This is a genomic window from Planomonospora parontospora, assembly GCA_014647935.1.
GTDB classification, from domain to species: domain Bacteria; phylum Actinomycetota; class Actinomycetes; order Streptosporangiales; family Streptosporangiaceae; genus Planomonospora; species Planomonospora parontospora.
In genome coordinates, this window is sequence record BMQD01000027.1 from 1 (window position 1) to 11,305 (window position 11,305).

Consider the following 11,305-nt stretch of genomic DNA (forward strand, 5'->3'; position numbering starts at 1 on the left):
GGTCAAGTACACGCCCGGCGGCGGCACGGTCACCGTCACCGCCGGCCACGACACCGGCACCAGCACCGGCACCGGCACCGGCCACGACACCGGCACCAGCACCGGCACCGGCACCGGCGCAGGGGAGGACGGGCAGGACGGGCAGGACGGGCAGGAGCGGGCCGCAGCGGTCGTGGTGACGGTGGCCGACACCGGCATCGGCATCCCGGCCGAGCAGTACGACCAGCTGTTCACCCGGTTCTTCCGCGCCTCCACCGCGCGGGCGGCCGGGATCAAGGGCACCGGGCTGGGCCTGGCCATCACCAGGGCCATCGTCGAGGCGCACGCCGGCGCCATCACCGCGGCCCCGCGCGAGGGCGGCGGCACCGTCTTCACCGTCCGGCTGCCGGCAGACCCGCTGGCCCCACAGTGAACCAGGCCGACGCCGAGGCGATGGTGAAGCTGATCGATGCTGAGAGCGCCGTCGCCAGCTGGCCGGTGCTGCAGTGCTGGTACGGCGTGCTGCAGTTCAGCCTCAACGGGTGGGCCTCCATCACCGACACCGAGAGCGACATCCGGCTCGCCTGCCGGCTCCTGCCGGCCCCGCGCTCGAACGCCCCGCAGGACTGGGGCGGGGCCGCCGGCGCGGCGCGCCCGATTCTCGCGGCCGGGTCCGGATCCCGGTCACCGCCGCGGCGCCGCGGCGGCGACCGGAGTCCGTCACAGCAGCGTCCCCCCGGTGACCTCGAAGCCGGCCAGGGCCTCGTCGATCCGGGAGAGGGTGTCGGCGTGCAGGGTGAACCCGGCCGCCGCGACGTTCTCCTCGATGTGGGCGGGGGTGCGGCTGCCGGGGATCGCCACGACGTGCTCGTCCTGGTGGAGCAGCCAGGCCAGCGCGAGCTGGGCCGGAGTGACGCCCAGGTCGACCGCCAGATCGCGGACCGGGGCGTACCGGTCGTTGTTGGCCGCGAGGTTCTCGGCGGAGAAGCGCGGCGCGTGGCGCCGGAAGTCGTCCTCGCCCAGGGCCCGCACGGAACCGGTGAGGAACCCGTTGCCCAGCGGGCTCCAGGCGACGATCCCGACGCCCAGCTCACGTGCGGCGGCGAGCAGTCCGGCGTCGATCGGCCGCCACATCGACCACTCGCTCTGCACCGCCGCGATCGGGTGCACCGCGTGTGCCCTTCTGAGCTGCTCGGCGGTCACATTGGACAGCCCGAGGTGCCTGACCAGGCCGTCGCGGACCAGTTCGCCCATCGCTCCGGCCGTCTCCTCGATCGGCACGCCGGGGTCCGGATAGTGCGCGTAGTACAGGTCGATCGTGTCGATCCCCAGGTTCGCCAGGCTCCGTTCCGCGTAGCGGCGCACCAGCCGCGCCTCGCCGTTCACCCTCAGCTCGCCGAAGGAGTAGCCCACGGGGAAGGCCCGGGCGCTCTCGCCCTCCGGTACGGCCAGGCCGAACTTCGTCGCGACGACCACCTCCTCGCGCCGCCCCCTGAGGGCCCGGCCGACGAGCCGCTCGTTCTGCCCGTCCGCTCCGTAGGCGTCGCTGGTGTCCACGTGGGTCGCGCCCGCGTCGAGCGCCGCCCTGATCGCCTTGTCCGCGCGGTCGTCGTCGATGTCGCCGTAGACGCCCGGGGAGAGCACCATGGCGCCGAATCCGATCGCCGGGACCCGCAGGCCCCCGAGTTCGCGTGTCCTCATGCCGACGATCCTGCGGCCCGCCGCGGCTTGCCGTCCAAGATCTCCTGCGATAACCAGAGGGCATGGACGTGCACCTGCGCGAGCTGCGCTACTTCGTCGCCGTGGCCGAGGAACTCAACGTCACCCGCGCCTCGGGCCGGCTGTTCGTGTCGCATCCCGCGCTGTCCAAGCAGCTCAGGACGCTGGAACGGCAGCTCGGCTTCCCGCTCTTCGACCGGGTGCACGGCGGGATGGCGCTCACCCGGCAGGGCCGGGCCCTGCTGCCCTTCGCCCGCGAGCTGCTCGGGCGGTGGAACGCGGGGGTCGAGGCCGCGCGGGCGGCCGCGCCCAGCGGCACCCTGGTCGTCGGCATGCAGACCGCCGTGGGCCGGGGGATCCAGCAGGAGACCCTGCGGGGGTTCCGGGCGGCCATGCCGGGCTGGGAGCTCTCCCTGCGGCTGGTCAACTGGACCGATCCGAGCGCGGGGCTGGCCGACGGCGGCTCCGACGTGGCCTTCGTCCGGCCGGCCGTCGCCTGGCGCCGGGGCGACCACCGTCCGCAGGTCCGCGCCTTCCTCGGCGCGCTGCCATGACCGGCGGCCATGTACGCCGCCCGTGGCCCACCGCGCACCGGTGGGCCGCTTCACCGAAGAGGCCGACGCGGGTGACGCCGGGCGGGACTTGTTGACCTCAAGTCAAGTCGAGCTTCTAGGGTCGTCGGCGACGGAAGGAGTTCGACCATGACGACACTGGTGACGGGCGCCACCGGGAACACCGGCCGGCACGTGGTGGCGGAGCTGATCCGCCGGGGAGAGCGCGTCCGGGCGCTGACGCGTGATCCGGCCGCGGCCGCGGGCCGGTTCCCGGCCGGCGTCGAGGTGGTTCCCGGCACGCACACCGCGCCGGAGGAACTGGGCGCCGCCCTCGACGGCGTCGGCCGGTTGCACGTCACGGTGACGGCGGGGCTCGCCGAGGCCGGGCCCGAGCTGGTGCGGCGGGCGGTGGACGCGGGGGTGCGGCGCATCACCGTGGTGTGGGGAGGTTTCGTGGGGCCGGTCGAGCAGGCCGTGGCCGACTCGGGTGTGGAGTGGACGCGCCTGGAACCGCAGGAGTTCATGTCCAACACGCTGACCTGGACCGAATCGATCCGCACGGAGGGGGTCGTGCGCGAGCCGTACGACCATCCCAGCGCGCTCGTCCACGAGGCCGACATAGGGGCGGTGGCGGCGGTCGCGCTGCTCGACGGCGGCCACGCGGGGCGGGCCTACAACCTCACCGGGCCCGAATCCCTGACCCCCCGGGAAAGGATCGCGATCCTTTCCCGGGCGATCGGCCGGGACATCGCCTTCGTGCCGATCACGCACGAGCAGGCCGTCGACAGGCTGACGGCCACCGGTGTGTCCCGGGCGGACGCCGAATACGTCATCGGCTGGTACGCCGCCGCCGGTGCCGACTCCAGGACCGTCGTCGACACCGTCGAACGGGTGACCGGCCGCCCGGCGCGCACGTTCGCGCAGTGGGCGGCCGAGCACGCGGAGCGCTTCCGGGCGCCCCGGGTCACGGCGGGCTGAGCCGGTGGCTCCGGCTGGAGGATTCGCCGGGCAGGTTCTAGAATCACGGGCGTGACATGGCGACATTAACCCACCGCTAGAGGTCGACGCGGGGCGCGCTGCCGCGGACCTCCGGGAGCACCGGCTTCCGGACGTCCGAATCGCCCCCAGGGAAAGACCTCATGATCATTTCTTCTTCCCGTGCGCCCGGAACGCGCGCGGGCCGCTTGGCAGCCGCGGTCTACGTCTACACGTTCCTCGACGACTTCATCCTGCTGTACCCGGTGTACGCCCTGCTGTTCGCCGACACCGGGCTGTCCGTCGCCGAGATCTCCTCGCTGTTCGTCATCTGGTCGGTGACCGGCATCGTGCTGGAGGTCCCCTCCGGCGTGTGGGCCGACGCGGTCTCGCGCCGGCTGCTGCTGGTCCTGGCCCCGCTCCCGGCGGCCGCCGGTTACGCCCTCTGGGTCGCCGCCCCCTCCTACTGGGCGTTCGCCCTCGGCTTCGTGCTGTGGGGGATCCGGGGGGCGATGGCCTCGGGAGCCTTCGAGGCGCTCGTGTACGAGGAGCTCGACCGCCTCGGCGAGGCCGGCCGGTACGCCCGGGTCGTCGGCCGCGCCGAGGTGGCCGGCATGTGCGGGGTCGCCGCGGCCACCGCGGCCGCGGGCCCGGTGCTCGCCGTCGGCGGCCACGGGGCGCTGGGTGCGGCGAGCGTGCTCGCCTGCCTGCTCTGCGCGGCCGCGGGGCTGGCGTTCCCCGAGCACCGCGCGCGGTGTTCCCCGGTCCGGGCCGGGGATCCGAACGTCCAGGGCGCTCCGGGCGTCCAGGGCGCTCCGGCAGGCCGGACCGATCCGGCCTGTCCGGGTGATTCGGTCGATTCGCCGGAACCGACCGGTCCGACCGGTCCGGATGAGGAGGACGGCCCGGATGAGGACGGCCCGGACGGCCTCCGCCGGTACGCCGCGGTCCTGCGCGCGGGCCTGGCCGAGGTGCGGGGCGACCGCTCCGTACGGCGGGCGCTGCTGCTCGTCCCCGCGACGGCGGCCGTCTGGGGCGCGCTGGAGGAGTACGTCGCCCTGCTCGCGCAGGAGACCGGCGTCCCCGAGCCCGCCGTACCGCTCTGGGTGCTGCTGGTCTGGTCGGGCGTGACGGCCGGCGCCCTGCTCGCCGGGGCCGGGCAACGGCTGGGCGCCCGGGGGTTCGCGGCGCTGCTCGGGTTCGGCGCGCTCGCCCTGGCCGGCGGCGCGCTGAGCGGGCGCCCCGGAGGGCTCGCCGCGGTCGCCGTGGCCTTCTGCGTCTTCCAGCTGGCGAGCGTGACGGCCGACGCGCGGCTGCAGGACGGGATCACCGGACCGAGCCGCGCGACGGTGACCTCCCTGGCGAGCCTGGGCACGGGACTGGCGACGGTCCTCGTCTACGGGCTCTACGCCGCCGCCTCCGCGTTCGCCGGGCACGGCGTCGTCTTCGCGCTGTTCGCCGTGCCGTACGGGCTCCTCGCGCTCGTGCCGGTACGGGGCGCGCTCAGGAGGAGGGGGCGCTCCCCGCTCCCGTAGCGTCGAGCAGCGCCACATCGTGGGCGGCGAAGGTCTCCTGCGGCCCGCGTCCGCCGAAGTAGGGCGTGAGCAGCCCGTCGAGCTCCTCGACCGAGAACGCGCCGCCGGCGGCGGTGAACCTCCGCTCCACCGTCGGCGGCGCCAGGAGGGCGACCATGTCGCCGTAGACGACGAACACCTGGCCGTTGATCCCGTCCGCCGCGGGGGAGGCCAGGTAGCTCACGAAGGTCCCCACCCGGTCCGGGTCCAGGGGGTCGGGCCCGCCGGCGGGCGCGCTCTCACCGAACACGCCCGCCGTCATGGCGGTGCGGGCCCGGGGGCAGATCGCGTTGGCGCGCACGCCGTACCGGGCCAGGCCCTGGGCGGTCGCGAGGGTCAGCGCGGTGATGCCGGCCTTGGCGGCGGCGTAGTTCGGCTGGCCCGGGGAGCCGAAGAGGAACGCCTCGGAGGAGGTGTTGACGACGCGCCCGTAGACCGGCCCGCCGGCGGCCTTGCTCGCCGCGCGCCAGTGCGCGGCCGCCGCGCGCGACACCGCGGCGTGGCCCTTGAGGTGGACGCGGACGACCTCGTCCCAGTCGGACTCGGTGAGGTTGAACAACATCCGGTCGCGGAGCACGCCCGCGTTGTTCACCACGATGTCCAGGCCGCCGAAGGCCTCCACGGCGGTCCGCACGAGAAGCCCGCCGGTGGACCACTCGCCGACGTCGCCGGTCACCGCGACGGCCCTGCGGCCGAGCACCTCGATCTCGGCGGCGACGTCGCCGGCGCCCGGCCCGACGTCGTTGACGACGACGTTCGCGCCGCGCCGGGCCAGCGCCAGCGCCTCGCTGCGGCCGAGTCCGGCGCCCGCGCCGGTGACGACGGCGGTCCTGCCCTCCAGGGTGACGTCCACGCTCATGTCCTCGGCTCCCGTCGTGCGCGGTCACGGTGGAGGGAAAACTAGTACGCGTTCCCGTCCGATCGGCGGTACCGCACCACTCAGTGGGACCCGGGTCGTGTGGAAAGGGAATCCGTTCTAGCCTCGCGCCGTGGAGCCGGGCCCGGCGGGCCGGTCCGCGGGCCGGTCCCGGCCTCCTGCCCGCCCGTGCGTCCCTCCGGCGGGACCGACCGAAACGAGGAGAAGCCATGGCCGAAGCCGTCATCGTCGACGTCGCGCGCACGCCGGTCGGCCGCCGCAGGGGCGCGCTGTCCGGGCTGCACCCGGCCGAGCTGCTCGGGCTCGTCCAGAAGGGCCTGCTGGAGCGCGCCGGAGTGGATCCGGCCGGGATCGGTCAGGTCGTCGGCGGCTGCGTCACCCAGGCGGGGGAGCAGTCGAACAACGTCACCCGCCAGGCCTGGCTGCACGCCGGCCTGCCGTACGGCACGGCCTGCACGACGATCGACTGCGCGTGCGGCTCCTCCCAGCAGGCCGTCCACCTCGTCGCCGGGCTGATCGCGTCCGGTGCCATCGACGCCGGGATCGGCTGCGGGGTCGAGTCCATGAGCCGCGTCTTCCTCGGACAGGCGATCACCCCCGAGACCGGCAGCCCCCGCCCGGAGGGCTGGTCGGTGGACATGCCCGACCAGTTCACCGCCGCCGAGCGCATCGCGAAGAGACGGGGGATCACCCGCGCCGACACCGACGCCCTCGGCCTGGCCTCGCAGCGCCGCGCCGCCGCCGCGTGGGCCGAAGGGCGGTTCGACGGCCAGATCGTCCCGGTCGAGGCGCCCGTCGTGGGCCCGGAGGGGCCGACGGGTGAGACCGCCGTCGTCACCCGCGACCAGGGGCTGCGCGAGACGAGCGCCGAGGCCCTGGCGAAGCTGAAGCCCGTCCTGCCCGGCGGCGTGCACACGGCCGGCACCACCTCGCAGATCAGCGACGGTGCGGCGGCCGTGCTCCTGACGAGCGCGGACAGGGCCCGCGCCCTCGGACTCCGGCCCCGGGCCCGCATCGTGGCCTCGGGCATGGTCGGCTCCGACCCCTATTACCACCTGGACGGGCCGGTGCAGGCCACCGAGCACGTGCTCCGCGCGGCCGGGATGACGCTGTCCGACATCGACCTGGTGGAGATCAACGAGGCGTTCGCCTCGGTGGTGCTCTCCTGGGCCCGGGTCCACAAGGCCGACCTGGACCGGGTCAACGTGAACGGCGGCGCGATCGCCCTCGGGCACGCGGTCGGCGCCACCGGCGCCCGGCTGGTCACCCAGGCCCTGCACGAGCTGGAGCGGTCGGACCGGTCGACCGCCCTGGTCACCATGTGCGCCGGCGGCGCCCACGCCACGGCCACCGTCATCGAGCGGATCTGACGGCCCCACCGGCTCCCGCGATCCGGCCTCCCGGGCTTCCCGGGCCTCCGGCGTCTCCTGGATCTCCGGCGCTCCCGGTGCTCCCGGCCGTTCCGGCGGCGGAGCGCTCGACCTCGGGGCGGACCACCTTGCCGGTCGCGTTGCGGGGGAGGGGGGCGGCGGTGATCCGCCACCTGGCCGGGACCTTGAAGTAGGCCAGCCGCTCCGCGGCGTACGCCCGCAGCTCGTCCTCGCCGATCGGCCGCCCGCCACCGGTGACGACCACCGCCACGACCTCTTGGCCCAGGTCCGGATGGGGCACGCCGACGACGGCGCACTCGCGGACGCCGGGGTGCTCCGCCAGGACGCCCTCCACCTCGGCGGGGTAGACGTTCTCCCCGCCGCGGATGATCAGGTCGGAGCGCCTGCCGGTGAGGCGGAGCCGTCCCCCCTCGACCGTGCCGATGTCACCGGTGTGCAGCCACCGGTCCTCGCGGAGCGCGCTCCGGGTGGCCTCCGGGTCCCGCCAGTAGCCGAGCATGTTGAACGGACTGCGCACGCAGACCTCGCCCTCCTCGCCCTCGGGCAGCGCTCCGCCGTCCGGGCCGCGGATCTCCAGCTGCACGGTCGCGACGGGACGGCCCAGCGTGCCGGGCGCCTCCGCGAGGTCCGCGGGCGTGGCCACCGAGACGGCGGTCGAGGACTCGGTCAGCCCGTAGCTGTCGACCAGGGCGTGCCGCGCGACCGGCAGGGCCGCCCTCAGCCGCTCCTTGAACGCGGGCGAGGACGGCGCGGAGGCCAGGGCGAAGGCGGTCAGCGACGAAAGGTCGTACCCCGACAGGTCACCGTGCTCGACCAGCCGGTGCGCCATGGTGGGCACCGCGCCCCAGTTGGTGACCCGCTCCCGCTCGATCAGCCGCAGCACCCGCTCCACGTCGAAGGCGCCCAGGTGCATGACGACGGCGCTGCCGGTCGCCAGGCGCGGCACGGCCAGGTTGTGCAGGCCGGCGATGTGGAACAGCGGCAGCGCCAGCAGGTGACGTTTGTCGGCCGGATCGGCCGGGTCGCCGAACGCGCGGGCCACGGCGTCGTTGAGCCGGTGGTACTCGATGACCGAGGTGAGGTTCCGGTGCGAGTGCACCGCCCCCTTCGGCCGCCCGGACGTCCCGCTGGTGTACAGGATGACCGCCGGATCGTCCTCGGCGGCGCCGCACTCCGGCGGGACCGCGTCCGGGAACAGGGCGGCCAGGCGGGGGACGTCCTCCTCGATGCTCAGGACGGCCGGACCGCCCCGGGCGCCGTTGCCGCCGCCCCCGACGATGTCCCGCAGGCCGTCCCCGACCGCCGCCGCCCGCCCGGCGTCCGCGACGACCACCTTCGGCCCGGCGTGCTCCAGCGCGTACGCGATCTCGCGCCGCGTCCACCAGGCGTTGCAGCCCACGGCGACGGCGCCCAGCGCGACCGTGGCCCAGAACGCGACGATCCAGGCGGGGGAGTTGGCCGCGACGATCGCGACGCGGTCGCCCGCGCGCACGCCGTACTCCTGGCGGAGCGCCCGCGCCAGCGACGCGGCCCGTACGGCGTGCGCGGCGAAGCTCAGCCGCTCGTGCTCGGTCACCACGTAGTCGCGGTCGCCGAACCGGGCCGACGCGGCGAGCACCTCGCCGAGGTTCCCGTGCCGGTGGGCGAACACCCGCATCCGCGAGCCGAGCACCTCCTCCTCGACCAGCTCGAACTCGCCGCCGGGGCCGGTCAGCCGCGCCATGATCTCCACCGCGGCGGCTCTCGGGTCCGCAGGTACGGTCACCGTCTCCCCTTCCTCCCGCCGGACCGGGAAGGCCCCGCCCGGAACTCGGTCATGGGCGCCGACCGGTACGGGGTCGTGTCCGTGGCCCGGTACGGGGTCGTGCGCGCGGCCCGGTACGCGCTTCCGGCCGCCCATTGTGACCGCCGGCGGCGGTGCGGGACGAGGAGTCCCGGTCACCGGGACCGCCGCGCGGCGCCGTCCGCCGTGCGCCGGGAGGGGGCTCCCGGTGAGCGGGACCTCCCACCACCGGGGGAGTGCCGCCGCCCCACCATTGCGGGTCGGCGGCGGCTGCAGCGAGATGGGAGACCGGGTGGGAAGCCTCGACGGGAAGACCGCGATCGTGACCGGAGCCGGGCAGGGGGTGGGGCGGGGCATCGCGCTCGCCCTCGCCTCGGAGGGCGCGTCCGTCGCGGTGCTCGGCCGGACCCCGGCCAAGCTGGAGAAGACCTGCGGGCTGATCCGCGAACGCGGGGCGGAGGCGGAGCCGTTCCCGTGCGACGTGAGCGACACCGATGCCGTCCCGGACGTCGTGGCGCGGGTGGCGGCGCGGTTCGGCGGGATCGACATCCTGGTCAACAACGCCTACTCGGGTGCGTTCGGCCCGCTGCTCGCGATGGGCGACGACGACTTCCAGCGGGGCTTCCGCAGCGGTCCCTTCGCCGCCTTCGCCTTCATGCGGGCCTGCCACCCGCACCTGAAACGGCGGGGCGGCGGCAGCATCGTCAACCTGGTCAGCTCGGCCATGGTCCGCTGGGACCCGAGCACCTACGGCGCCTACGCCGCCGCCAAGCAGGCCATCCGGTCGCTGACCCGGACGGCCGCGGCGGAGTGGGGCGCCGACGGCATCCGCGCCAACTCCATCGCCCCGCACGCGCTCTCCCCGGGACTGCGGTGGTGGATGGAGGCCAACCCCGCGGAGGCGGAGGAGTTCCGCAGGACGATCCCGCTCGGCTACGTCGGGGACTGCGAGGAGGACATCGGGCGGGCGGTGGTGGCGCTCGTCGGCCCCGGCATGCGCTACCTCACCGGCGCCACCGTCCCGCTCGACGGTGGGCAGGCCAACTTCGGCTGACGACCGTCTCCGGCGGATCCCTGTACCGGCGGCGCTCCCGGTCAGCGGGACCGGTCCGGGAGCCGGGCGGTCCTGCCGGTTAACGTCGACGGCGCCGCCCGACCGGGTGCGCGGACGGAGGACCCCTTGACCGGCACAGCACCCCCCGGCGGTGACGTCCCGGACGTGCTCGCCCCGGCGAGGCTCGGGCCGGTGGCCCTGCGCAACCGCGTCATCAAGGCGGCCACCTACGAAGGGCTCACCAGGAAGGGCCTGGTCACCGACGAGCTCATCGCGTTCCACGTCCGGCACGCGGCCGGCGGCGTCGGGATGACCACGGTCGCCTACTGCGCGGTCGCTCCCGAGGGCCGGACGGACCGGCGGCAGATCGTGTGGCGCCCCGAGGCGCTGCCCGGCCTGCGCAGGCTGACCGAGGCCGTGCACGCCGAGGGGGCGGCGGTATCCGCGCAGATCGGCCACGCCGGACCGGTCGCCGACCCCCGCTCCAACCGCGCGCCCGCCCTCGCGCCGAGCAGGCGCTTCCACGCCGCCACCGCGACCTTCACCAGGGCGGCGACCCGCGACGACCTCACCCGGATCGTGCGCGCCCACGCCGGTGCGGCGGCGATGGCCGCCGAGGCGGGATTCGACGCCGTCGAGATCCACCTCGGGCACAACTACCTGGCCAGTTCCTTCCTGAGCCCGCGGCTCAACCGCCGCACCGACTCCTACGGCGGCGACCTGGCGGGCCGGGCCCGCCTCTGCCTGGAGACCGCCCGCGCGGTCCGCGACGCGACCGGCGGCCGGATGGCGGTCCTGGCGAAGCTGAACATGGACGACGGGGTGCGCGGCGGCCTCCGGATCGACGAGGCGGCCGAGGTCGCCCGCCTGCTGGAGCGGGACGGCTCCCTGGACGCCCTCGAACTCACCGCCGGCAGCTCGCTGCTCAACCCCATGTACGTGTTCCGGGGCGAGGCGCCGCTGAAGGAGTTCGCCGCGGCCATGCGCCCGCCGCTGCGGCTCGGCGTCCGGCTGTTCGGCGGGCTGCTCCTGCGCGACTACCCCTACCGGGACGCCTACCTGCTCGAGGACGCGCGGCGGATCCGCGCGGCGGTGGACCTGCCGCTGGTCCTGGTCGGCGGGATCACGAACCGGCGGACCATGGACCGGGCGATGCGGGAGGGGTTCCAGTTCGTCGCCATGGCCCGGGCGCTGCTGCGCGAACCGGACCTGGTCGAGCGGATCCGGGCCGACGCGGGAACCGAATCCTCGTGCGTGCACTGCAACAAGTGCATGGCGGCGATCTACGGCGGCACCCGCTGCGTGCTCGACGATCCACCGGCCCCGCGCGGCCCCGCCGCGGGCGGCGCGGGCACGCGGGCCACCGCCCCCTGAAAACGGCGGCGGGCGACTTCTCGGG

10 protein-coding genes and 1 pseudogene are annotated in these 11,305 nt (G+C 75.1%); 8 read left to right on the forward strand and 3 right to left on the reverse strand.

Annotated features, from left to right (window positions below; genetic code table 11):
* Positions 1 to 412 (forward strand): ATP-binding protein (locus IEZ07_RS36025; protein ID WP_301549361.1); only part of this gene is annotated, 412 nt, incomplete at its 5' end.
* A gap of 20 nt (positions 413 to 432) precedes the next feature.
* Positions 433 to 564: pseudogene (locus IEZ07_RS29720) on the forward strand (hypothetical protein); the annotation flags it as partial.
* A gap of 135 nt (positions 565 to 699) precedes the next feature.
* Here IEZ07_RS29720 and IEZ07_RS29725 read toward each other — a convergent pair.
* Positions 700 to 1,680: an aldo/keto reductase gene (locus IEZ07_RS29725; protein ID WP_191897815.1), complete on the reverse strand. Its 981-nt coding sequence runs from the start codon at positions 1,678 to 1,680 to the stop codon at positions 700 to 702.
* 62 nt (positions 1,681 to 1,742) lie between these two features.
* Here IEZ07_RS29725 and IEZ07_RS29730 point away from each other — a divergent pair, with 62 nt between their 5' ends.
* From IEZ07_RS29730 to IEZ07_RS29740, 3 genes are all read left to right on the forward strand, one after another.
* The gene (locus IEZ07_RS29730; RefSeq protein WP_191897816.1) at positions 1,743 to 2,252 is read left to right on the forward strand and encodes a LysR family transcriptional regulator; all 510 of its coding nucleotides are present in this window, start codon (positions 1,743 to 1,745) and stop codon (positions 2,250 to 2,252) included.
* A 147-nt stretch (positions 2,253 to 2,399) separates the two neighbouring features.
* Positions 2,400 to 3,230: an NmrA family NAD(P)-binding protein gene (locus IEZ07_RS29735; protein ID WP_191897817.1), complete on the forward strand. Its 831-nt coding sequence runs from the start codon at positions 2,400 to 2,402 to the stop codon at positions 3,228 to 3,230.
* 161 nt (positions 3,231 to 3,391) lie between these two features.
* Positions 3,392 to 4,762: an MFS transporter gene (locus IEZ07_RS29740; protein ID WP_191897818.1), complete on the forward strand. Its 1,371-nt coding sequence runs from the start codon at positions 3,392 to 3,394 to the stop codon at positions 4,760 to 4,762.
* On the opposite strand, the gene IEZ07_RS29745 is transcribed toward IEZ07_RS29740, so the two are convergent.
* On the reverse strand, positions 4,731 to 5,660 hold the full coding sequence (locus IEZ07_RS29745) for a 3-oxoacyl-ACP reductase (RefSeq protein ID WP_191897819.1): 930 nt from the start codon (positions 5,658 to 5,660) through the stop codon (positions 4,731 to 4,733). The two genes, IEZ07_RS29740 and IEZ07_RS29745, sit on opposite strands and share 32 nt — an antisense overlap.
* A gap of 227 nt (positions 5,661 to 5,887) precedes the next feature.
* Here IEZ07_RS29745 and IEZ07_RS29750 point away from each other — a divergent pair, with 227 nt between their 5' ends.
* Positions 5,888 to 7,048 (forward strand): steroid 3-ketoacyl-CoA thiolase, encoded by a 1,161-nt coding sequence (locus IEZ07_RS29750; RefSeq protein WP_191897820.1) that lies wholly within the window; start codon positions 5,888 to 5,890, stop codon positions 7,046 to 7,048.
* Here the strand turns inward: IEZ07_RS29750 and casG are convergent.
* Positions 7,032 to 8,834 (reverse strand): steroid-24-oyl-CoA synthetase, encoded by a 1,803-nt coding sequence (casG, locus tag IEZ07_RS29755; protein WP_191897821.1) that lies wholly within the window; start codon positions 8,832 to 8,834, stop codon positions 7,032 to 7,034. The two genes, IEZ07_RS29750 and casG, sit on opposite strands and share 17 nt — an antisense overlap.
* A gap of 226 nt (positions 8,835 to 9,060) precedes the next feature.
* Here casG and IEZ07_RS29760 point away from each other — a divergent pair, with 226 nt between their 5' ends.
* A complete protein-coding gene (locus tag IEZ07_RS29760) occupies positions 9,061 to 9,906 on the forward strand; it encodes an SDR family NAD(P)-dependent oxidoreductase (RefSeq protein ID WP_301549362.1) in 846 nt (281 codons plus the stop codon).
* Positions 9,907 to 10,032: 126 nt separating this feature from the next.
* Complete coding sequence (locus IEZ07_RS29765; protein WP_191897822.1) at positions 10,033 to 11,280, forward strand: NADH:flavin oxidoreductase; 1,248 nt, start codon at positions 10,033 to 10,035, stop codon at positions 11,278 to 11,280.
* Positions 11,281 to 11,305: the final 25 nt, after the last annotated feature.